At 55.1% G+C, this 22,964-nt stretch carries 17 protein-coding genes; 9 read left to right on the forward strand and 8 right to left on the reverse strand.

Annotated elements, in window-relative coordinates:
- The first annotated feature begins 2 nt into the window (after positions 1–2).
- The 8 genes from fkpB (at position 3) to HZZ01_RS12030 (ending at position 11,387) form a co-directional block, all read left to right on the forward strand.
- Positions 3–473 carry an FKBP-type peptidyl-prolyl cis-trans isomerase gene (gene fkpB, locus HZZ01_RS11995; RefSeq protein ID WP_136196733.1) on the forward strand — a complete coding sequence of 157 codons (471 nt, stop codon included), beginning with the start codon at positions 3–5 and terminating at the stop codon, positions 471–473.
- Positions 454–1,407 carry a 4-hydroxy-3-methylbut-2-enyl diphosphate reductase gene (gene ispH / locus HZZ01_RS12000; RefSeq protein WP_179897604.1) on the forward strand — a complete coding sequence of 318 codons (954 nt, stop codon included), beginning with the start codon at positions 454–456 and terminating at the stop codon, positions 1,405–1,407. The genes fkpB and ispH overlap by 20 nt, the downstream gene beginning before the upstream one ends.
- Positions 1,408–1,629: 222 nt before the next feature.
- Positions 1,630–2,445 (forward strand): 4-hydroxy-tetrahydrodipicolinate reductase, encoded by an 816-nt coding sequence (gene dapB, locus HZZ01_RS12005; RefSeq protein WP_179897606.1) that lies wholly within the window; start codon positions 1,630–1,632, stop codon positions 2,443–2,445.
- 469 nt (positions 2,446–2,914) lie between these two features.
- A complete protein-coding gene (gene carA / locus HZZ01_RS12010; protein WP_179897608.1) occupies positions 2,915–4,063 on the forward strand; it encodes a glutamine-hydrolyzing carbamoyl-phosphate synthase small subunit in 1,149 nt (382 codons plus the stop codon).
- Between the two features lie 14 nt (positions 4,064–4,077).
- Positions 4,078–7,305 carry a carbamoyl-phosphate synthase large subunit gene (carB, locus tag HZZ01_RS12015; protein ID WP_179897610.1) on the forward strand — a complete coding sequence of 1,076 codons (3,228 nt, stop codon included), beginning with the start codon at positions 4,078–4,080 and terminating at the stop codon, positions 7,303–7,305.
- A 251-nt stretch (positions 7,306–7,556) separates the two neighbouring features.
- Positions 7,557–8,696: a porin gene (locus tag HZZ01_RS12020; protein WP_179897612.1), complete on the forward strand. Its 1,140-nt coding sequence runs from the start codon at positions 7,557–7,559 to the stop codon at positions 8,694–8,696.
- 234 nt (positions 8,697–8,930) lie between these two features.
- Positions 8,931–9,413, forward strand: a complete 483-nt coding sequence (gene folA / locus HZZ01_RS12025; protein ID WP_179897614.1) for a type 3 dihydrofolate reductase — start codon at positions 8,931–8,933, stop codon at positions 9,411–9,413.
- Between the two features lie 90 nt (positions 9,414–9,503).
- The gene (locus tag HZZ01_RS12030) at positions 9,504–11,387 is read left to right on the forward strand and encodes a PhoX family phosphatase (RefSeq protein ID WP_179897615.1); all 1,884 of its coding nucleotides are present in this window, start codon (positions 9,504–9,506) and stop codon (positions 11,385–11,387) included.
- A gap of 34 nt (positions 11,388–11,421) precedes the next feature.
- Here HZZ01_RS12030 and apaH read toward each other — a convergent pair whose 3' ends face one another.
- Genes apaH through lptD form a run of 6 tightly spaced genes read right to left on the reverse strand, consistent with a single transcriptional unit; the run spans position 11,422 to position 18,250 of the window.
- Entirely contained in the window at positions 11,422–12,279 is an 858-nt protein-coding gene (gene apaH / locus HZZ01_RS12035) for a bis(5'-nucleosyl)-tetraphosphatase (symmetrical) ApaH (protein ID WP_179897617.1), read from the reverse strand.
- A gap of 53 nt (positions 12,280–12,332) precedes the next feature.
- Complete coding sequence (gene apaG / locus HZZ01_RS12040) at positions 12,333–12,710, reverse strand: Co2+/Mg2+ efflux protein ApaG (RefSeq protein ID WP_179897619.1); 378 nt, start codon at positions 12,708–12,710, stop codon at positions 12,333–12,335.
- Positions 12,711–12,713: 3 nt separating this feature from the next.
- Complete coding sequence (gene rsmA, locus HZZ01_RS12045; protein ID WP_179897621.1) at positions 12,714–13,535, reverse strand: 16S rRNA (adenine(1518)-N(6)/adenine(1519)-N(6))-dimethyltransferase RsmA; 822 nt, start codon at positions 13,533–13,535, stop codon at positions 12,714–12,716.
- A complete protein-coding gene (gene pdxA / locus HZZ01_RS12050; RefSeq protein ID WP_179897622.1) occupies positions 13,528–14,520 on the reverse strand; it encodes a 4-hydroxythreonine-4-phosphate dehydrogenase PdxA in 993 nt (330 codons plus the stop codon). The genes rsmA and pdxA overlap by 8 nt, the downstream gene beginning before the upstream one ends.
- On the reverse strand, positions 14,510–15,805 hold the full coding sequence (gene surA, locus HZZ01_RS12055; RefSeq protein WP_179897624.1) for a peptidylprolyl isomerase SurA: 1,296 nt from the start codon (positions 15,803–15,805) through the stop codon (positions 14,510–14,512). The genes pdxA and surA overlap by 11 nt, the downstream gene beginning before the upstream one ends.
- 54 nt (positions 15,806–15,859) lie before the next feature.
- Entirely contained in the window at positions 15,860–18,250 is a 2,391-nt protein-coding gene (lptD, locus tag HZZ01_RS12060) for an LPS assembly protein LptD (RefSeq protein ID WP_255434216.1), read from the reverse strand.
- Between the two features lie 182 nt (positions 18,251–18,432).
- Between lptD and djlA the strand changes: the two genes are divergently transcribed.
- Entirely contained in the window at positions 18,433–19,242 is an 810-nt protein-coding gene (gene djlA / locus HZZ01_RS12065) for a co-chaperone DjlA (RefSeq protein ID WP_090964219.1), read from the forward strand.
- Between the two features lie 63 nt (positions 19,243–19,305).
- On the opposite strand, the gene rluA is transcribed toward djlA, so the two are convergent.
- Both rluA and rapA read right to left on the reverse strand, forming a co-directional pair.
- Positions 19,306–19,959: a bifunctional tRNA pseudouridine(32) synthase/23S rRNA pseudouridine(746) synthase RluA gene (rluA, locus tag HZZ01_RS12070; protein ID WP_179897628.1), complete on the reverse strand. Its 654-nt coding sequence runs from the start codon at positions 19,957–19,959 to the stop codon at positions 19,306–19,308.
- A gap of 39 nt (positions 19,960–19,998) precedes the next feature.
- Entirely contained in the window at positions 19,999–22,905 is a 2,907-nt protein-coding gene (gene rapA, locus HZZ01_RS12075) for an RNA polymerase-associated protein RapA (protein ID WP_179897630.1), read from the reverse strand.
- Between the last annotated feature and the right edge of the window lie 59 nt (positions 22,906–22,964).

Consider the following 22,964-nt stretch of genomic DNA (forward strand, 5'->3'; position numbering starts at 1 on the left):
TGATGACTGAGTCCGTACAGCGCGAAAGCGCGGTGTTGGTGCATTTTACGCTGAAGCTGGAAGATGGCTCGACGGCGGAATCGACCCGTGCAAACGGCAAGCCCGCGCTGTTTCGTCTCGGTGATGGCAGCCTCTCTGCAGCGCTTGAGCAGGCACTACTGGGGCTGAAAGCGGGTGAAACCAAACAGTTCACCCTCGAGCCGGAAGACGCCTTTGGTGGCGTCAGCCCGGACCTGATCCAGTATTTCTCGCGTCGGGACTTTATTGATGCAGGCGAACCGGAAGTGGGTGCCATCATGCTGTTCAGCGGCATGGGCGGCAGTGAAATGCCAGGCGTGATCCGTGAAGTTTCCGGAGACTCGATCACCGTGGATTTTAACCATCCGCTGGCAGGTCGTCGTATTCAGTTTGATGTAGAGGTGCTGGAAATCGATCCGGCACTGGAGGCGAACGATGCAAATCCTGTTAGCTAATCCGCGCGGTTTCTGCGCTGGCGTTGATCGCGCCATCAGTATTGTAGAGCGCGCGCTGGAGATGTATGGCGCGCCAATCTATGTCCGTCACGAAGTGGTGCATAACCGTTACGTGGTGAACAGCCTGCGTGAGCGTGGTGCCATCTTCATTGAAGAGATCAGTGAAGTGCCGGATAACGCAATTCTGATCTTCTCCGCGCACGGGGTTTCACAGGCGGTGCGGGCCGAAGCTAAAGCGCGCAATCTGACCATGCTGTTCGACGCCACCTGTCCGCTGGTGACTAAAGTCCATATGGAAGTCGCGCGCGCTAGCCGTAAAGGCGTTGAAGCAATACTGATTGGTCATGCGGGTCATCCGGAAGTTGAAGGCACTATGGGGCAGTACAACAACCCCAATGGTGGCATGTATCTGGTGGAATCACCGGACGATGTCTTCAGACTGACCGTCAAAGACGAAAACAATCTGAGCTTCATGACGCAGACCACGCTTTCTGTGGATGACACCTCTGACATCATTGATGCCCTGCGTCAGCGTTTCCCGGCGATCATCGGGCCGCGTAAAGATGATATCTGCTACGCCACCACCAACCGTCAGGAAGCCGTTCGTACGCTGGCGAAAGATGCAGAAGTGGTGCTGGTGGTCGGTTCGAAGAACTCCTCGAACTCTAACCGTCTGGCCGAGCTGGCACAGCGTGCCGGTAAACTGGCGAAGCTGATCGATTCTGCGGATGATATTCAGGAAGAGTGGGTAAAAGGCGTGGCCTGCATCGGCGTTACCGCAGGTGCCTCAGCCCCCGATATTCTGGTGCAGCAGGTGATCCAGCGTCTGCGTGAGCTGGGCGGCGAAGCGGCGATTGAGCTCATTGGTCGTGAAGAGAATATTGTCTTTGAAGTGCCTAAAGAGTTGCGCGTCGAAGTACGCAACGTGCAGTAACGCTTCGATATGATTGATAAAAAGGCCGACTCTGTTCGGTCTTTTTTGTTTTTGTAGTCTGCCAGAAATGCCATGAATTGCTGCGATGATTGCTTTTACTGATAATCACAGGCGGCTGGCATAAAATTCTTATTATCACGGATTAATAGTGGCGTGAATGTTAACTCATCGTTAACCTGATGACGCTTTGGATGCATAGTTTTGTTTTAGGAATGAATAAATATGAACACTATCCGCATTGCTATTGTGGGCGCGCCGGGCCGAATGGGCCGTAATCTGATTCAGGCGACGCAACAAGCAGAAGGCGTAGAACTGGGTGCGGCACTGGTCCGCTCAGGCTCATCGCTGACCGGCAGCGACGCTGGTGAATTAGCGGGCATCGGAAAAAATGGGATCATCATCGCAGACGATTTACGCGCGGTGATCAACGACTTTGATGTGCTGATCGATTTCACCCGCCCGGAAGGCACGCTGGCGTATATGGCGATCTGCCGTGAGTACGGCAAAGCGATGGTGATTGGCACCACCGGTTTTGATGAGGCGGGCAAAGCGGCCATTCGCACGGCGGCGGAAGATATCGCCATTGTGTTTGCCGCTAACTTCAGCGTGGGGGTTAACCTGGTGCTGAAACTGTTAGAGAAGGCTGCCAAAGTGATGGGTGAGTACGCGGATATTGAGATTGTTGAAGCACACCACCGCCATAAAGTGGATGCGCCGTCTGGCACCGCGCTGGCGATGGGTGAGGCGATAGCCGACGCAATGCAGTGGAAACTGGATGAGCATGCAGTTTATACGCGCGAAGGTCACACCGGCGAACGCCAGCCGCAGACTATTGGTTTTGCGACGGTACGCGCGGGTGACATCGTCGGTGAGCATACAGCAATTTTTGCAGATATCGGAGAGCGGGTAGAGATTACCCACAAGGCTTCAAGCCGCATGACCTTTGCAAAAGGCGCAGTTAAGTCAGCTTTATGGCTGAAAGATAAAAAATCTGGCCTTTTTGATATGCGTGATGTGCTGGATTTGTCGATGTTGTAAGTGTTGTGAACCATCGTGATGTGGTTATTTCAATCGGTAATCACTTGATTGAAAAGGGGCAATGTTTTCATTGCCCTTAATTTTATCTGAAAAATGTCATTCTGTTCTAGAATCTATCTTTAACTCTTATTTTTATCTGTTTTTCTGCTTTATCCGCTCAGCTAAATGCCATTTTTGACCATTTGGTCAAAAATGAAGGTCCTGTTGCGCCATTTTAGTTTTAACGCTGCCTGGCAAACGATTATTCCGCCGAGTTTTCACCTCTTTTTGCCGCTTATGCCCGTTTTATTCCTCATAAGGCAGATAACCATGAAAAAAATCCACTCCAGGGTAGACAATGACCAGGGCGATCATTAGAATGCGCGCAATTTGCCAAAAATCGACAATTCAGGCGGTTTTTGCATTGATTCAGGCGGCTATTTTGAATTAATATGCAGATATATTGACTGTTTATTCCCTGGAGGATGTTTTGATTAAGTCAGCACTTTTGGTTCTGGAAGACGGAACCCAATTCCACGGTCGGGCCATCGGGGCAACAGGGTCGGCAGTGGGGGAAGTCGTTTTCAACACCTCAATGACCGGTTATCAAGAAATCCTCACTGATCCTTCCTATTCCCGCCAAATCGTTACTCTCACTTATCCCCATATCGGTAATGTCGGTGTCAATGCTGCCGATGAAGAATCCAGTCAGATTCATGCGCAAGGCCTGGTTATTCGTGACCTGCCGCTGATTGCCAGCAACTTCCGTAGCGAAGAGGGCTTATCTGCTTACCTGCAGCGAAATAACATCGTGGGGATTGCCGATATCGATACCCGCAAGCTGACGCGCCTGCTGCGAGAAAAAGGGGCGCAGAATGGCTGCATCATCGCGGGCGACAATCCGGATGCCGCGCTGGCGCTGCAAAAAGCGCAGGCGTTCCCGGGACTGAAAGGGATGGATCTGGCGAAAGAGGTCTGCACCACTGAAACGTACAGCTGGCAGCAGGGCAGCTGGACGCTGGACGCGGGCCTGCCAGAGCAGGCTGCTGCGGCGTCGCTGCCTTACCACGTGGTGGCTTACGATTACGGCGTTAAGCGCAACATCCTGCGCATGCTGGTGGATCGCGGCTGCCGTCTGACCGTCGTTCCGGCACAGACGCCAGCCGAAGAAGTACTGAAGCTGAATCCGGATGGTATCTTCCTCTCCAACGGTCCTGGCGACCCGGAGCCGTGCGATTACGCTATCAGCGCCATTCAGGCCTTCCTGAAGACAGAGATTCCGGTCTTTGGTATCTGTCTGGGTCATCAGCTACTGGCGCTGGCCAGCGGTGCTAAGACCGTAAAGATGAAGCTCGGCCACCACGGCGGCAACCATCCGGTGAAAGATCTCGAAAACAACCGCGTGATGATCACGGCGCAGAACCACGGTTTTGCGGTGGATGAAAACAATCTGCCCGCGAACCTGCGTGTAACCCACATTTCGTTGTTCGATAAAACCGTTCAGGGCATTCACCGCACTGACAAGCCAGCATTCAGCTTCCAGGGACACCCTGAAGCCAGCCCGGGTCCCGGTGATGCTGCGCCGCTGTTTGACCACTTTATTGAATTGATTGACGCATTCCGTCTGCAAGCGAAGTAATCAGGAGCTAATTCATGCCAAAACGTACAGACCTAAAATCCATCCTGATTCTTGGTGCCGGTCCGATTGTGATCGGCCAGGCCTGCGAATTTGATTATTCCGGTGCGCAGGCGTGTAAAGCGCTACGTGAAGAGGGTTACCGCGTCATTCTGGTGAACTCCAACCCGGCGACCATTATGACCGACCCGGAAATGGCTGATGCGACCTACATTGAGCCGATTCACTGGGAAGTGGTGCGTAAAATCATCGAAAAAGAGCGTCCGGATGCGGTATTGCCAACGATGGGCGGACAGACAGCGCTGAACTGTGCGCTGGAGCTAGAACGTCATGGCGTGCTGGAAGAGTTTGGCGTCACCATGATTGGCGCGACTGCTGATGCGATCGATAAAGCAGAAGATCGTCGTCGTTTCGACGTGGCGATGAAAAGCATTGGCCTCGATACCGCGCGCTCCGGCATTGCACACACCATGGAAGAAGCGCTGGCCGTAGCGGAAGATGTTGGCTTCCCGTGCATTATCCGTCCCTCCTTTACCATGGGCGGCACCGGTGGCGGCATCGCCTACAACCGCGAAGAGTTTGAGGAGATTTGCGAACGCGGTCTCGACCTCTCACCGACCAACGAGTTACTGATTGATGAGTCGCTGATTGGCTGGAAAGAGTATGAGATGGAAGTCGTGCGTGATAAAAACGACAACTGCATCATCGTCTGCTCAATTGAGAACTTCGACGCGATGGGGATTCACACCGGTGACTCCATCACGGTTGCGCCTGCCCAGACGCTGACCGACAAAGAGTATCAGATCATGCGTAACGCCTCGCTGGCGGTACTGCGTGAAATCGGTGTTGAAACCGGCGGCTCCAACGTGCAGTTCTCGGTTAACCCGAAAGATGGCCGTCTGATTGTCATCGAGATGAACCCACGCGTGTCGCGCTCCTCGGCGCTGGCGTCAAAAGCGACCGGCTTCCCGATTGCTAAAGTGGCGGCCAAACTGGCGGTCGGCTATACCCTCGACGAGCTGATGAACGATATTACCGGCGGTTTAACGCCAGCCTCGTTCGAGCCTTCAATCGACTACGTCGTCACCAAGATCCCACGTTTCAACTTTGAAAAATTTGCCGGTGCCAACGATCGCCTGACCACGCAGATGAAGTCGGTCGGTGAAGTGATGGCGATTGGGCGCACATTCCAGGAATCCATGCAGAAAGCGCTGCGCGGCCTGGAAGTGGGTGCTAATGGCTTCGACCCGAAAGTACACCTTGACGATCCGGAAGCGTTAACCCGCATCCGCCGCGAGCTGAAAGATGCCGGTTCAGACCGCATCTGGTACATCGCAGACGCTTTCCGTGCAGGTATGTCAGTGGATGGCGTATTCAACCTGACCAATGTGGACCGCTGGTTCCTGGTGCAGATTGAAGAGCTGGTGAAACTTGAAGATCAGGTGGCCCGCGAAGGCGTGAACAGCCTGGATGCGACCTTCCTGCGCACGCTGAAGCGTAAAGGCTTTGCCGATGCACGGCTGGCGACGCTGGCGGGTGTGGCAGAGAGCGAAATCCGCAAGCTGCGTCAGCAGTTTAACCTGCACCCGGTCTATAAGCGCGTAGATACCTGTGCTGCAGAATTCGCGACGGATACTGCCTACATGTATTCCACTTATGAAGAGGAGTGCGAAGCCAACCCAAGTCAGGATCGCGAAAAAATCATGATTCTGGGTGGTGGGCCCAACCGTATCGGTCAGGGTATCGAATTCGACTACTGCTGCGTTCACGCTGCCCTGGCGCTGCGTGAAGATGGTTATCAGACCATTATGGTCAACTGTAACCCGGAAACCGTCTCGACCGATTACGACACCTCTGATCGCCTCTACTTCGAGCCGGTCACGCTGGAAGATGTGCTGGAGATTGTGCGCATTGAGCAGCCAAAAGGCGTCATCGTGCAGTATGGCGGTCAGACCCCGCTGAAACTGGCGCGTGCGCTGGAAGCCGCAGGCGTACCGGTTATCGGTACCAGCCCGGACTCAATTGACCGTGCTGAAGACCGTGAGCGTTTCCAGCAGGCGGTCGATCGCCTGAACCTGAAGCAACCGGCTAACGCCACAGTTGCGACGCTGGAGCAGGCGGTGGAGAAAGCGGCTGGCCTGGGTTATCCGCTGGTGGTGCGTCCTTCTTATGTGCTGGGCGGCCGTGCCATGGAAATCGTCTACGATGAGATTGACCTGAAACGCTACTTCCAGACTGCAGTTTCGGTTTCCAATGATGCGCCGGTGCTGCTGGATCGCTTCCTGGATGATGCGGTTGAAGTGGATGTGGATGCGATTTGCGACGGGGAGCGGGTGCTGATTGGTGGCATCATGGAACACATCGAGCAGGCTGGCGTTCACTCCGGTGACTCCGCCTGTTCACTGCCGGCCTACACCCTGAATCAGGAGATTCAGAATGTGATGCGCCAGCAGGTTGAGAAACTGGCGTTCGAACTGAACGTTCGCGGTCTGATGAACGTCCAGTTCGCGGTAAAAGACAACGAAGTCTACCTGATCGAAGTGAACCCACGTGCGGCGCGTACCGTGCCGTTTGTCTCTAAAGCGACCGGTGTCCCGCTGGCGAAAGTGGCCGCGCGCGTGATGGCAGGTAAAACGCTGGCAGAGCAGGGCGTCACTGAAGAAGTGATTCCGCCTTACTACTCTGTTAAAGAAGTGGTGCTGCCGTTCAACAAGTTCCAGGGCGTTGACCCGATTCTGGGGCCAGAAATGCGCTCTACCGGTGAAGTCATGGGTGTGGGCCGCACGTTCGCTGAGGCATTCTCTAAAGCGATGCTGGGCGCGCAGAGCAACATGAAGAAGTCGGGCCGCGCGCTGCTGTCGGTGCGTGAAGGCGACAAGAAACGTATCGTTGACCTGGCCGCTAAGCTGCAGAAGTTTGGTTTCGAACTGGATGCGACTCACGGCACGGCGGTTGTGCTGGGCGAAGCGGGTATCAATCCGCGCCTGGTGAACAAGGTACATGAAGGTCGTCCGCACATTCAGGACCGTCTGAAGAATGGTGAGTATAGCTATATCGTCAATACCACGGCGGGTCGTCAGGCGATTGAAGATTCTAAGCTGATTCGCCGCAGCGCACTGCAGTATAAAGTGCACTACGACACCACGCTGAACGGTGGCTTCGCGACTGCAATGGCGCTGAATGCAGACCCGACGGAACAGGTTATCTCCGTTCAGGAAATGCATGCCCAGATAAAGGCCATGTAAGGTGATGTGATGCGAAAAACGGCTCCTTCGGGAGCCGTTTTTTTTGCCGCTTCATTGGCGATAATCTGAAAGTCAGGTCCAGAAAGAGTCTGGAGTTTGCGTTAAAGTATCTGATTTGGCTTAATTTTTTAGCTATAGGTGCGAATGGGGCCGGTTCGCACAAATTTATAATATAAACACTTCCTGTGCGGATTTTTCGCCAGTACTATGCCTGCCGCTCATCACTGGAGCGTATCGGGACATATATAAAAATGAAAATGCGTACTTTTTCTCTGAGTGCAGTGGCTGCACTGATGGCTATTCTTCCTTTCGCCAGCCAGGCGGAAGTGACGCTGTTAAAACAGGATCCGCAGGCGGGCGATCCGCTTAGCCGTCTTAACTTTGCGGTTGGCGGCAGCGTTCGTGCTCAGTTCAATCATCAGACTGGTGTAGATGACAAATCCTACAAGCGTGACGGTTTTGATGGCGGCACCCGTTTCCGTTTCGGCGCTGACTATTACCTCTTTGATGATGTCAGCTGGATTAGCTACTACGAGCTGGGCGTTAACGTTCCGGCCGTCTTCAGCTGGGATCGTCACTATGCGGACGGTGCCAATAAGACTACGCGTCGCCAGCTCTACACCGGTCTGAAAAGCAAAACCTGGGGTCAGCTTACCTTTGGTCAGCAGAACAGCGTCTATTACGACACCGTCGGGGCGAAGACCGATATCTGGGATTACGACATGGTCGGCCAGGCGCCGGGCAACGGAATCAACGGCGACTACGACGGATCTTACCGTTCACGTAAGCAGCTGAAGTACAAAAACACCTTCGGCGATGCGGATATCTACGCTTCTTATCTGTTCGACGATAACGAGTATCTGCCGGGCAACGGTCTGCGCTATAAGCGCAAAGGCGGCGGCTCGCTGGGCGTGGATTACCACATCACAGACGATCTGAGCTGGGGCACTGCGTGGAACTACACCCGCGCGGCGATGCGTAACCCGAACAATGGCGACAGCCGCGACTACGATCAGAACATTTACGGCACTGCATTAAGCTGGACACCAGGCAACTGGACGTTGTCAGCCGGTGGTGGCTGGTATCAGAACTTCATGACGACCAAACGCAAAGATGTGCATGACTACTTTGCTGGCGATGCGTGGGGTGTTGAATATTTTGCCGGTTACAAAATCCCGGTGGCGCAGTATGGTCTGAAAGCAGTGCAGCCTTATGTTATGGGCGATCGCATTGAGGTCATGACAGGCCGTGATTACCAGCGCATCGACAACGGTCTGGGTGTAGTGCTGTTCCTCGACTATGGTTTCCGTGTTGATTACGAACATGTCTTCACCTCCAGCACTAATAACCTGGGTGATATGAATCTGGTGCGTGTGCGCTACGACTTCTGATAACCCTGACGGCTCCTGTGGGAGCCGTTTTCTTTTGCGCATGCTTATTGTGCCAGCCAGAGGCCATTCACTGGCGAGCTGCAGCAAACTGACGCGATTACGCGGTGAAAAACGCTGCACAGGCCGCGAAAAACGGCATCATGAAAAGCTTTACGCAAATAGACCTTTCCCCCTATCGACGAAAGTTTCACCTTTACGTATCATGGCGCCAATTTTTTTCAGTGAGTGGTTAACATGATTAGTCTTATCGCGGCATTAGCAACAGATCGCATTATTGGAATGGAGAACGCCATGCCGTGGGACCTGCCTGCAGATCTGGCGTGGTTCAAACGCAATACGCTGAAGAAACCGGTCATTATGGGTCGACTGACCTTTGAATCCATTGGTCGCCCGTTACCTGGTCGACTGAACATCGTAGTCAGCAGTAAGCCTGGCACCACGGATGGCGTCACCTGGGTTACTTCACTGGATGAGGCGATACAGGCAGCCGGTGATGCTGAAGAGATCATGGTCATTGGCGGTGGACGCGTCTATGAACAGATGCTGAAGCGTGCCGATCGGCTCTATCTGACGCACATTGATGCGGAAGTTGAAGGTGATACGCAGTTCCCGGACTACGAGCCGGATGAGTGGCAGTCCACGTTCAGCGAGTTTCACGACGCTGATGAGCAGAACTCCCACAGCTACTGTTTTGAGATCCTCGACCGCCGTCGCTAATCCTCCCGCTGCCAGGTTGTAACCTGGCTGTCATCTCTATTCATTAGCATTGCTTCTTTTCTGGGATCGTCATAAAGGAAGCAATCAAAAATGAAAACCGAACTCTCCGCATTAAGCACTGACCGTCTGCGTGATCCTCTGCGTCGTAAATTCATTGCCGGTTCCGGCGCTCTGGGTCTGACTGGCTTTCTGAGCGGTGGCCTCACGCTCTCAGGAAGCGCACTGGCGCAGGAGAAGCCAGCGGGCAGCTCATTGCTGGGCTTTCAGGCGATTGCCGCATCCACCGCCGATGAGGTTGTGGTGGCTCCCGGCTATCGCGCAGACGTGTTGATCTCATGGGGAGATCCGCTGGTGAATGGCGCAGTCGCATTTGATCCCCAGGGCAATAACAGCGCGGAAGATCAGGAAAAGCAGTTCGGTGACAACAACGATGGGATGAGCTTCTTCGCGATTGATGACCATCGTGGCGTCATGGCGATCAACAATGAATATGTGAATGAGCCGACGCTGTTCGCCCACGGCGGCAACAAAGCGACCAGCCTGGAAGATGTGAAAAAGTCGCAGGCGGCGCACGGCATCTCCATCGTTGAAGTCAAACGGGGTGAGAACAACCGCTGGCAGGTGGTGCGTCCTTCTGACTACAACCGCCGCATCACCGCCAATACGCCTATGCGTTTTTCCGGTCCGGCAGCGGGCGATAAAGCGCTGCAGACCGCCGCCGATCCACAGGGTATGAATGTACTGGGCACCTTTGGTAACTGCGCCAACGGTAAAACGCCGTGGGGCACTTATCTCACCTGTGAAGAGAACTACGACACCTACTTTGGCACCCATCAGGCGGACTTTACGCCGACGCCGCAGCAAAAGCGCTATACCCTGAATGCCGCCGAGCCAGAGCGTAACTGGGCCGACTTTGATCCCCGTTTCGACATCGCCAGAAACCCCAATGAATTTAACCGCCACGGCTGGATTGTCGAAATCGATCCCTTTGATCCACGCTCAGTGCCGATCAAACGTACCGCGCTGGGCCGCTTTAAGCATGAAAATGCCGCCGTTACGGTGGCTAAAACCGGCCAACTGGTGGTTTACATGGGCGATGATGAGCGCGGCGAATATATCTATAAATATGTCTCAGATGACAAGGTCATCCCGGATGATGCCAAAGCCAATCACGGACTGCTGGATAAAGGCACGCTCTATGTGGCGCAGTTCAATGGCGATACGCAGGGCACACCGCTGAAAGGCTCCGGGCGCTGGCTGGCACTGAAGTGGGGCGAAAATGGACTCACCGCTGAAAAGGGGTTTAACAGTCAGGCTGATATCCTGATTAATGCGCGAGCGGCGGCTGATGTGGTTAACGCCACGCGGATGGACCGGCCGGAATGGATTGCCGTTAACCCGCATGATGGCCGTGCTTACTGCACGCTGACCAATAACAACAAGCGCGGTAATGAAGGCATGCCGGTCAATGCGGCGAATCCGCGACCTAAAAATATTTACGGCCAGATTATCCGCTGGGATGAGAAGGGCGATGCCACCGCGCAGGCATTTGAGTGGGATATCTATGCGTTGTGCGGCAATCCGATCGCGCATCCTGAGGGAATCTATCGCGGCACGCCTAACATCACCGCTGAAAACACCTTTAACAGTCCCGATGGTCTGGGGTTTGATGCGCACGGGCGGTTATGGATCCTGACCGACGGTAAATACAGTAACAAAGAGGATTATCAGGGGCAGGGGAACAATCAGATGCTGGTGGGGGATCCTGACAGCGGCGAGATCCGCCGGTTTATGGTCGGCCCCAAATCGTGCGAGCTGACCGGCATCACCTTCACGCCCGATTACAAAACGCTGTTCGTGAATGTGCAGCATCCCGGCGAGGAGGGTGACTCGCACTTTCCCAATAACAGTCCGCGTCCCCGGTCATCGGTGGTTATGATCACCCGCGAGGATGGCGGCATTATCGGCGCATAAGACAGGATGCTGGCCTTAATGGCCAGCATCACCGTTATAGCGCAGGTGGTGCCAGACTTTCGCTGGAGGCCAGCGCTTTTTCGCGATTGGAAGGCTGCACCACATAGCGCTGCGTTTCCCAGTGCAGCAGGGTCAGCGTTCCACCCCAGCAGCAACCGGTATCAAGACCGATAATGCCCTCTGGCGTCCCTTTGCCTTCCAGCGAGGCCCAGTGACCAAACACGATGGTGTAGTCACGTGCGACCGGCCCCCCAATGTTAAACCAGGGTTTCAGCGGCGGAAGGGCAGATTCAGGGGCATCTTTACAGATCATGTCCAGCTGACCATTGGGGAAGCAGTAACGCATGCGGGTCAGGGCGTTGGTGCTGAAGCGCAGACGTGCCAGGCCGGTCAGATCTTCGCTCCAGTTGTTCGGCATGTCGCCATACATGGCATCCAGAAACAGCGGATAGCTGTCGCTGGCGAGAACCGCTTCAACTTCACGCGCGCACTTTTTCGCGGTCTCGATATCCCATTGCGGCGTGATACCGGCGTGTCCCATCACCAGCTTTTTCTCTTCATCAACCTGTAACAGCGGCTGACGACGCAGCCAGTTGATCAGCTCATCCGCATCGTCTGCTTCCAGCAAGGGTGTCAGGCGATCTTTGGGCTTATTACGGCTGATCCCAGCATAGACCGCCAGCAGGTGTAAATCGTGATTGCCCAGCACCAGCCGCACTGCGTCGCCCAGCGATTTTACGTAGCGCAGAACCTCAAGTGAGCCCGGACCCCGCGCCACCAGGTCGCCGGTCAGCCACAGGGTGTCCTGCTCAGGATTGAAATCAACCTGTTGCAACAAGGCACGTAATTCGTCGTAACAACCGTGAACGTCGCCAATCAGGTATGTGCTCATAACGTTTTATCCATCAGGAAGGTGCCCGACTTAACGGGCAGAAAGCGTGTGAATCAATGAATGTGGGTCTGAATGGCGAGGCGGAACACCGGGATCTCGACGTGGAAGGTGTCACCCTGTTCGTCGACCATTACATAGTGGCCCTGCATGGTGCCCATCGGTGTTTCGATCACGGCACCGCTGGTGTACTGAAATTCATTGCCCGGTGTAATAAGCGGCTGTTCACCGACGACACCTTCACCCTGAACTTCCGTTTCACGGCCGTTACCGTTGGTAATCAGCCAGTAACGTCCCAGCAGTTGCACGGAGGAACGGCCCAGATTGCGAATCGTAATGGTATAGGCGAAGACGTAGCGATCATCATCCGGTGAGGATTGTGAAGCAACGTACTGGCTTTGCACATGGACGGAGACGCGGGCCGTTTCACTCATGACTTACTCCTGCGATTTTCCCTGATGATTCGCCAGCCAGTTCGCCAGCTGACAATATTGCGCGACGGAGACGTTCTCGGCACGCAGGGTTGGATCTATGGATAACTCTTCCAGCGCACCGGCAGCCACCATGTGGCTCAGACTGTTGCGCAGCGTTTTGCGACGCTGACCGAACGCTTCTGTAGTAATACGGCTCAGGATACGCACATCACTGACCGGGTACGGCGGCTCAGGATAGGGCACCAGACGCACCACGGCAGAGTCCACTTTCGGTGGCGGTGTAAAGGAGTGCGGAGGCACTTCCAGCACCGGAATGATCTGGCAATAATACTGCGCCATTACCGTCAGACGACCGTAGGTTTTGTTACCCGGGCCGGCGACCAGACGATTGACCACCTCTTTCTGCAGCATGAAGTGCATATCTTTGATCGAACCAGTATAGCTGAAAAGGTGGAACATCAGCGGGGTCGAAATATTGTACGGCAGGTTACCAAATACCCGCAGCGGCTGGCCTCTCTCCTGCGCCAGCGCGGCGAAGTCGAAAGTCATGGCATCCTGCTGGAAGATAGTCAGCTTCGGACCAAGAAACGGATGGGTTTCCAGACGCGCAGCGAGATCGCGGTCCAGTTCTATCACCGTTAATTTATCGAGGCGATCGCCAACCGGCTCGGTTAAGGCACCCAGGCCTGGACCGATCTCGACCAGCGCTTCATCGCGCTGTGGATGGATGGCGGAGACAATGCTGTCGATAATGTACTGATCGTTCAGGAAGTTCTGCCCGAAACGTTTACGGGCGTAGTGCCCCTGATGGACGCGATTATTCATTACTGCTCTTGATCATAGTGATGGCGAGGTTAAGCGCCGTGATGAAGCTGCCCGGTTCAGCCTGACCCAGACCGGCGAGTTCAAGCGCGGTGCCGTGGTCAACTGAAGTCCGGATAAAGGGCAGGCCCAGGGTGATATTAACCGCCCGGCCAAACCCCTGAAATTTGAGTACTGGCAGGCCCTGGTCGTGATACATCGCCAGCACCGCATCGGCATGTTGCAGATATTTAGGCTGGAAAAGGGTATCCGCAGGCAGCGGGCCGGTCAGTTTAATGCCCTGCTGACGCAGTTCATTGAGTGCGGGCGTGATGGTCTCGATCTCTTCGCGACCCATGTGGCCGCTTTCGCCCGCATGAGGGTTAAGACCACAGACATAAATATGCGGCTCGGCAATGGCAAACTTCTGCTGCAGATCACGATGCAGAATTGTAATCACTTCATGCAGACAGTCGCGCGTTACCGCAGCGGACACATCTTTCAGCGGCAAGTGGGTAGTGGCCAGCGCGACGCGTAATGCTTCTGTCGCCAGCATCATCACTACCCGATGGCCGCCTGCGCGATCGGCGAAGAATTCGGTATGGCCGGTAAAGGCGATGCCGGCATCATTGATGACGCCTTTGTGCACCGGGCCGGTTATCAGGGCAGCGAATTCACCGTCGAGACAACCGTCACACGCGCGCGCCAGCGTGGCCAGCACATAGTCGCTGTTAGCGACGCAAAGCTCGCCGGGCGTGACCGGCGCTGCCGTGTCAATCGGCAGGATAGTCAGCGTACCCGCCTGCTGTGGCTCTGCTGCCACGCCAGGCAGGTAGGGTCGCAGGGTCAGCGGCAGACCGAGTTGCGCCGCACGCTGCTGCAACAGGGCTGGCGAGGCGCAGACCACCAGTTCAACCGGCCACGACTGCTGGGCCAGCTGAACGGTAAGGTCGGGACCAATCCCGGCAGGTTCGCCGGGCGTGATCACTACACGGGCACTACTGCGCATTGCCATCCAGAATCTTCACGTAGGCACTGGCGCGTTGTTCCTGCATCCAGGTCTGTGCTTCTTCCGCGAACTTACGATTAAACAGCATACGGTAAGCACGCTCTTTCTGAGCAGCATCGGTTTTATCGACCTGACGGGTATCCAGCAACTGAATCAGATGCCAGCCGAAAGAGGAGTGAACCGGCTGGCTGGTCTGGCCTTTTTTCAGGCGCAGCAGCGCGTCACGGAAGGCCGGATCAAAGACTTCCGGAGAGGTCCAGCCAAGATCGCCGCCCTGATTCGCTGAACCCGGGTCATCAGAGTATTGCTTAGCCGCCGCCGCAAAAGTGGTTTTACCACTGCGGATATCGTTAGCAATCTGCTCCAGCTGTGCGCGTGCCTGCTCGTCTGTCAGGATTGGCGATGGCTTCAGCAGAATGTGACGCGAATGAACTTCGGTGACCGAGACATTTTTGCTCTCGCCACGGAGGTCGTTTACTTTCAGGATGTGGAAGCCCACACCAGAGCGGATTGGACCGACGATATCGCCTTTTTTGGCGCTCGACAGTGCCTGAGCAAACAGGGTCGGTAACTCTTCGATTTTACCCCAGCCCATGTTGCCGCCTTTCAGCGCCTGGGAGTCGGCAGAGTAGGTCACGGCCATCTTGCCGAAGTCAGCGCCATTTTTTAGTTCGCCAACCAGCTGTTTCGCCAGCGTTTCCTGTTCATCAACCTGTTGTTGCGTCGGGTTTTCCGACAGCGGCAGCAGGATATGACTGACGTTCAGCTCGGTGCCCTGACTATTCTGAGAACCGATCTGAGTGGCAAGCGTATCAACTTCCTGCGGCAGAATAGTCACGCGACGACGCACTTCATTGTTGCGCACTTCAGCGATGGCCATCTCTTTGCGGATCTGAGAACGATAAACGCTGTAGTTCATGCCGTCATAAGCCAGACGGCTACGCAGCTGGTCAAGGCTCATCTTGTTCTGCGCAGCGATGTTCTGAATAGCCTGGTCCAGCTGCTCGTCGCTGATCTGAACTCCCGCTTTATCACCCATTTGCAGAATGATGTTGTCCATGATCTGACGTTCCAGAATCTGATGGCGTAGCGTTTTATCATCCGGCAACTGCTGACCTGCCTGCTGGGCCTGAGATTTAACGGTGCTCATCATGCCGTCCACGTCACTCTCAAGAACCACGCCGTTATTGACCACGGCTGCAACTTTATCAACGACTTGTGGTGCTGCGAACGCGGTGTTGGCACTGATTGCCACACCAAGAATCAGCATTCTCCAGTTCTTCATACTTTATCCATTGTTGGTTCCGCACTGCGGGATTGCCTGTCAAACATCACAACATCAGAAAGCAGGCTGGTAAGGGATAATGCCCTGACGCAGCATATCGTTGGTGCCTAAGCCATAGTTCGGACTCAGACCACGTAGCTCAATGTTGAATGAGATTTGGTTGTCGTACTTACTTTCACTACTGTTGATTTCCAAACCGTTGATTTTGCGCTCGTAACCGACCCGGACAGCGTAACAGCATGAGCTGTACTGCAGGCCAACCAGCTGCGACGCCGGACGCTTGTTGCGGGTATCGTAGTAGTAAGCACCTACCACAGACCATGCATCGGCAATCGGCCAGCTGGCCGTGGTGCCCACCTGTGAAATCCCATTTTTGTAGATAGGATTCGTCACCGGGTTGCCATTAGTCAGCTGGTCTAGTGCAGTCGCCACATATTCCGGGCTACTGTAACGGTAGCTCAACTGCACCATGCGGTCGGCATCTCGACGGTATTCCAGTATGGTATTGCCCTGGGAGACGTTGTCGAGTTTGGTGTCATATTGCAGCCCACCCCGGACGCCCCAGCGATCGCTGATTTTCCAGTATGTATCGCCAGCCCAGATCAGGCTGCCGGTGTCATCTTCTTTGCTGGTTTCATTCACACCAGTACGAGAAGGGGTGAACGAGTAGATTTGACCTACAGAAACGTTAAAACGTTCAACCAGATCGGTATCATAAATACGCGAGGTGACACCGGTGGCCACTTCATTGGCGGAAGCGATGCGATCCAGGCCGCTATAAGTGCGATCGCGGAAAAGACCGGTGTAGTCGGTTTGCAGCAGCGTAGAGTCGTACGGATAGATATTGCTCTGATTGCGATACGGAATGTAAAGGTACTGCACACGCGGTTCCAGCGTCTGGGTATAACCCACCGCGGAGTCCATATCGCGGTCGAACACCAGCCGGCCATCCACTTTAAACTGCGGCAGGGTGCGGTTGACGGACTCATCCAGTTCGCCACTTTTGGTTCCCCTGAGACCATTAGCCGCGTTGTTGTAGTAATCAACGTCAGTCTGCTGGTAGTGGGTCGCCAGGAACTTCGCTTCGGTATCCAGGCTGGCCCAGCCATTAGACAGCGGCAGGTTCAGCGTTGGCTCAACGTGCAAACGTGTCGCTTCAGGATAGCGGCTATTAACGTTGGAGAACTTTACCGCCTGGGCATAAACCCGGCCATCAAATGGACCGATGTCGTTCTGATAGAGATTGACGTCCAGCTGCGGCATGGCGCGGTAGACGTTATTGCTGGTGGTATCGCCGAACACCTGGAAATCTTTGGTGGAGAGCGTGGCATCCCAGTTGGTGTCCGCATAGCCAATGCTGAATTTCTGCGTGGCGTAGTTGTCGGTCGAGCTGTAATACTTCGAGTCGAGATCGTTGAAGTAGTATTTATCACTGACCTTGGTGTAGTCCGCGCTGAAACGCCAGTTCTGGTCATAAACGCCAGCGTGACGCCAGTAGAATAGCCAGCGATCGGAGTCAGCACTTTCGGCGATGCCGCGCATTGATTTGTCATTATCGTACTGTTTATCTGAGCCGAGGTAGTCGAATTCGACCAGTCCGGCCCCCAGCGTCGTCAGATAACGGAATTCGTTCTGGAACTGCATGCCGCGCTTGCTCATGTAGTGCGGCGTGATGGTCGCATCGGCCTGCGGCGCGATGTTCCAGTAATAAGGCAGCATGAACTCAAAGCCATTGTTGCTGCCATATTTTGCATTCGGAATCAGGAAACCGGACCGACGACGATCGCCAATCGGTAATTGCAGATAGGGACTGTAGAACACGGGAACCGAACCGATCTTAAAGCGGGCGTTCCAGATTTCCGCCACTTCCTCTTCGCGATCCTGAATTACTTCTGAACCGACCACGCTCCAGCTGTTGGAGCCGGGCAGGCAGGAGGTAAAGGTGCCGTTTTCCAGAATGGTGTAGCGGTTATCCCCACGCAGCTTCATCTGATCGGCGTCACCGCGTCCCTGACGATCCACCATCTGGTACTGACCGTTCCAGACGTTGGTATCTTTGCTGTTAAGGTTTGACCAGGCTTTCGGACCTTTCAGGATGACCTGATTGTCATCGTAGTGCACATTACCCAGGGCATCGACGGTACGAACTGGCGCGGTCTGGCCCTCTTGCTGACGCTGATGAAGCTGAACTTCATCGGCCTGCATACGGCTGTTACCCTGCTCAATATTCACATTGCCGGTGAAGACCGCATCATTGGGATAGTTCCCTTTGGCGGCGTCGGAGTGAATAGTAACAGGCATCTGGTTGGTATCGCCGTTCACCAGCGGGCGGTTATAACTCGGCACGCCTAACATACACTGCGACATCAAATCGTCGGCAAAGGCTTGCTGGCTAATGGCTGCGCCGATCAGTGTGGCCAGCAGGGTAGGTATATGTTTTTTCATACGCGGTATCGAGAATTCCATGAAAACTGGCATCATGCCGACAATCGGGTCAGAGACTAACTTACTGCCCGGCGTTGCGCCAGTGTTAATCCTGGTCTGTCAGCGTTGCCGTTAGGCGCTGAGATAAATGACAGGTATGATAATGCAATTTTCAGCCGCAAGCATGGCGAATTGAGGAGTTTATGCGCTACTGGGGAAAAGTTGTGGGTCTGACGGTGGGATTACTTTCCGGCGCAGGCTTTTGGGGTATTGTGATCGGTTTGATCATTGGCCATATGATTGACAAAGTACGCGGCGCACAAGGCAAGGCTTACTTCTCAAATAATCAGACCCGACAGACACTGTTTTTCAGCACGACCTTTCAGGTGATGGGCCATCTGACCAAGTCAAAAGGGCGCGTCACGGAAGCGGATATTCAGATTGCTTCGCTGTTAATGGAGCGGATGCAGCTGCACGGTGACTCACGCACGGCTGCCCAGCGCGCGTTCCGCGAGGGTAAGCAGGCGGATTACCCGTTGCGCAGCAAGCTGCGTGAACTGCGCAGCGCCTGCTTTGGCCGCTTCGATCTGATTCGGATGTTCCTGGAAATACAGATTCAGGCCGCCTTTGCCGACGGTTCACTGCATCCCAATGAGCGTCAGGTACTTTATGTGATTGCCGAAGAACTGGGTATCTCGCGCGGTCAGTTCGATCAGTTCCTGCGCATGATGGAAGGCGGTCAGCAGTTTGGCGGGGGGCAGCGTAGTTCAGGCGGTTTCCAGCAGGCGCAACGCGGCCCAACGCTGGAAGATGCCTGTAGCGTGCTGGGTGTGAAGAGCAGCGATGACGCCACCACGATTAAACGTGCCTACCGTAAACTCATGAGCGAGCATCATCCGGATAAGCTGGTGGCGAAAGGGTTACCGCCAGAGATGATGGAGATGGCGAAGCAGAAAGCGCAGGAAATCCAGGCGGCTTACGATCTGATTCGCAAAGAAAAAGGCTTCAAGTAATCATCCAGCCCTGTGGCCTCTTCTGCAACAGAGGAGGCCACGGCGACAGTCCTGGAGTAAACCTTAAAAATCGGCGGGCTGGCGAAACGTCATGGCATTACCAAATGCCGGATGGGTAATGGTCAGTGACTCCGCATGCAGTAGCAAACGGGGTGCCATCGCTTTGGCCTCCGGATGCGCATAGAAGTTATCCCCCAGAATCGGATGGCCCAGCGCCAGCATATGCACGCGCAGCTGGTGCGAGCGGCCTGTGATCGGTTTCAGCGAAACGCGCGCACTGTTATCTGTACGGTATTCCAGCACCTGATATTCCGTCTGTGCGGCTTTGCCGGTCTCGAAGCAGACCCTCTGCTTCGGACGGTTTGGCCAGTCACAAATCAGCGGCAGATCAACCAGTCCCTCTTCCTTCTCCGGATGACCCCAGATGCAGGCCACGTAGGTCTTGGAAGGCTCGCGCTCACGGAACTGTCGTTTCAGCTCGCGTTCCGCCGCCTTGGTCAGTGCCACCACCATCACGCCGCTGGTCGCCATATCCAGTCGGTGGACAGATTCGGCCTGCGGGAAATCACGCTGAACCCGCGTCATCACGCTATCTTTGTGCTCCTCCAGCCGACCGGGTACCGAGAGCAGACCGCTGGGTTTGTTCACCACCATGATGTGCGCATCCTGATAAAGGATGTGCAGCCAGGGTTCACGCGGTGGATTGTAAGGTTCCATGGGGCTTTCCAAAAATAAGGGGCCATGCGGCCCCTGAGCTTACTGGTGTGTCACCACAATCAGGCGCAGCGCATCGAGACGCCAGTTGGCCTCATCAAGACTTTCCAGCACCTGTTCACGATTGCTTTCCAGCGCTTCGATTTCATCTTCACGGATGTTCGGGTTAACGGCCTTCAGCGCGTTGAGACGCGAGAGTTCTGCGCCCAGCTTCTCATTCGCTTCGGCACGCGCCGCATCAATCACCGCACGCGCTTCGCTGACGACGCTCTGTTCACCCTGGGTCAGAATCGCATGCACATCCTGCTGTACCGCATTCACCAGTTTACTGGCGGTATGACGGTTAACCGCATTCAGCTGACGGTTAAAGCTTTCGAACTCCACTTTGCCCGCCAGGTTGGTGCCTTTGGTATCCATCAGCAGACGAATTGGCGTCGGCGGCAGGAAGCGGGTCAGTTGCAGATGCTTCGGTGCCTGCGCTTCAACCACATAGATCAGCTCGACCAGCAGCGTTCCCACTGGCAGCGCCTTGTTTTTCAGCAGTGACAGCGCGCTGCTGCCGGTATCGCCCGACAGAATCAGATCCAGGCCGTTGCGAATCAGCGGATGTTCCCAGGTAATGAATTGGGTATCTTCGCGTGACAGCGCCTGATCGCGGTTAAAAGTGATGGTGCAGCCATCTTCCGGCAGGCCAGGGAAATCAGGCACCAGCATGTGATCGGAAGGGGTCAGCACAATCAGGTTATCGCTACGATCTTCCTGATTGATACCCACGATATCAAACAGATTGAGCGCGAAATTCACCAGGCCGGTGTCGTTATCCTGCTCGCTGATAGCATTAGCCAGCAGCTGAGCCGATTCACCACCGTTAGAGTTCAGCTCCAGCAGGCGGTCACGACCTTGTTCCAGCTGCAGTTTTAGCGTGTCATGCTGTTTGCGGCAGTCGGTGATAAACGCATCAAAGCCTTCATTGTTTTCGGGTGCGGCCAGATAGCCGATCAGCTGTGAATGGACGCTGTCATAGATTGTCCGGCCGGTCGGGCAGGTGTGTTCAAAGGCGTCCAGCCCTTCGTGATACCAGCGCAGCAGCACCGCCTGTGCGGTCTGCTCCAGCCACGGTACCAGAATCTGAATATCGTGCGCCTGACCGATACGATCCAGACGACCAATACGCTGCTCCAGCAGGTCCGGGTTAAACGGCAGATCGAACATCACCAGACGGCTGGCAAACTGGAAGTTACGGCCTTCTGAACCAATCTCAGAGCACAACAGCACCTGCGCGCCGTTCTCTTCTGAGGCGAACCAGGCGGCAGCACGGTCACGTTCAATGATCGACAGACCTTCGTGGAACACCGCAGCGCGGATGCCTTCGCGCTCGCGCAGTACCTGCTCCAGCTGCAGCGCGGTGGCTGCTTTGGCGCAGATCACCAGCACTTTCTCTTTACGGTTAGTCGTGAGATAGCCCATCAGCCATTCCACGCGCGGATCGAAGTTCCACCAGGTGCCGCTGTCGCCTTCAAATTCCTGATAAATCTGCTCCGGATAGAGCAGGTCCCGCGCCCGCTCTTCTGCGCTTTTGCGTGCGCCCATAATGCCGGAGACTTTAATTGCCGTCTGATACTGCGCAGGCAGCGGCAGGCGGATTTGATGCAGTTCGCGTTTCGGGAAGCCTTTAACCCCATTACGGGTGTTTCGGAACAGCACGCGGCTGGTGCCGTGGCGATCCATCAGCATGGAGATGAGTTCCTGACGCGCTTCCAGCTTGCCTTCGCGGTCGCTGTTGGCGACCTGCAGCAGCGGCTCGATGTCCTGCTCACCGACCAGGTCGTTGATTCTGTTCATCTCCTCCTGGGAGATTGATTTATCCGCCAGCAGCGCGGTAACGGCATCGGCAATCGGACGGAAATGCTGCTGCTCTTCAACAAAGGCTGCGAAGTCATGGAAGCGATTAGGATCAAGCAGGCGCAGACGGGCGAAATGACTCTCCATGCCCAGCTGCTCAGGCGTCGCAGTCAGCAGCAGAACGCCGGCGGTTTTCTCAGCCAGCTGTTCGATAACCTGATATTCACGGCTTGGCTCACCTTCTGACCAGGCCAGATGGTGCGCTTCATCGACAACCAGCAGATCCCATTCGGCATCGGCCAGCATCTCAAGACGCTGCTTGTTACGGCGCACGAAGTCGAGCGAGCAGATAATCAGCTGCTCCGTTTCAAACGGGTTATCACTGTCGTGCTGCGCTTCGGTATAGCGGTCATCATCGAACAGCGCAAAGCGCAGGTTGAAGCGACGCAGCATTTCCACCAGCCACTGATGCTGTAAGGTTTCAGGCACCACGATCAAAACGCGGTCAGCACGGCCAGCCAGCAGCTGCTGCTGGATGATCATCCCGGCTTCAATGGTTTTACCCAGGCCCACTTCATCTGCCAGCAGCACGCGCGGCGCATGGCGACGGCCCACATCATGGGCGATGTGCAGCTGGTGAGGAATCAGGTTGGTGCGCATGCCGCGTAAGCCGCTGATCGGCAGGCGGTACTGCTCACTCTGGTATTTACGGGCGCGGAAGCGCAGGGCAAAACGATCCATCCGGTCGAGCTGGCCGGCAAACAGACGATCCTGCGGCTTACTGAACACCAGCTTGCTGTCGAGCATCACTTCGCGCAGCATCACTTCGCTTGCTTCGGTATCCAGACGCGTACCGATATAGGTCATCAGGTCATTTTCGTTGCGTACTTCATCGACGCGCATCTGCCAGCCTTCGTGGCTGGTGATGGTATCACCCGGATTAAAGATGACGCGGGTAACCGGCGAATCGTTGCGGGCGTAGAGGCGGTTTTCCCCCGTGGCCGGAAACAGCAGGGTGATCATGCGGGTATCGATCGCCACCACGGTGCCCAGTCCCAGTTCACTTTCCGTATCACTAATCCAGCGCTGACCTAATGTAAAAACCATATATTTTTTGCTCGAATTTTAACGTTTTTAGAGGTGTTCCCAAAGCTCAGGCAATAGCG

Origin of the sequence: Pantoea sp. WMus005 (assembly GCF_013415305.1) — a bacterium.
GTDB classification, from domain to species: Bacteria; Pseudomonadota; Gammaproteobacteria; order Enterobacterales; family Enterobacteriaceae; genus Pantoea; species Pantoea rara.